At 63.2% G+C, this 587-nt stretch carries 2 pseudogenes; both read right to left on the reverse strand.

What is annotated here, in order from left to right:
• Nucleotides 1-275, reverse strand: a pseudogene (locus B7449_RS22400) (transposase); the annotation flags it as partial.
• Nucleotides 276-368: 93 nt separating this feature from the next.
• Nucleotides 369-551 (reverse strand): annotated as a pseudogene (locus B7449_RS20305) (tyrosine-type recombinase/integrase); the annotation flags it as partial.
• Nucleotides 552-587 lie beyond the last annotated feature (36 nt).

The raw sequence follows: 587 nt of genomic DNA on the forward strand, positions 1-587 counted from the left end.
GTCACACCGTTTTCGTTGAACGCCAGGAGGCGGCGGTTCGAGATGGCGACACAGTGGGTATAGCGCGACAGACAGGCCAGTACCGCTTTGGGACCGGCAAATGGTGGTTTGGCGTAGACGACCCAGCGCGTGCTGTGCACAGGGGCCAGATACCGCATAAAGGCACGCCGGGCTGCCAGAGGGGCAAGCTGCCCCCAAAAGGCCAGCCGGTCGGCATCGGAAAGTGCGCGCAGCCGGGTCAGGAACAGGCGGCAGAACAGTTTGCCCAGCCTGTCGAGCGGACTGATGATGGCCCGCACGGTCCGTGTCGCAACTTTTGTATAAAGGGCCGTGGTCTCCAGAGGGGAATGACCCGGCAGCACCTGGATTACGCGGATATCGACACCATCCTCAAGCCGGTGCGTGGCAAAGCTGTGCCGCAAGGTATGAGGCCCCGCACGTCTGGTGCTCGAAGCAGCCCGCGCGGCATCGACAACCACACAATGGAGCTGCCGTGTGCTGATGGGCCTTATGGTGTCCCGCCCAGGAAAAAGCCAGCCACTGGAATGCATCACGCCCTGCTGGCGTCCGGCCTTCCACCACTCCCG

This window comes from Komagataeibacter intermedius TF2 (assembly GCF_000964425.1).
Taxonomy (GTDB): Bacteria; Pseudomonadota; Alphaproteobacteria; order Acetobacterales; family Acetobacteraceae; genus Komagataeibacter; species Komagataeibacter intermedius.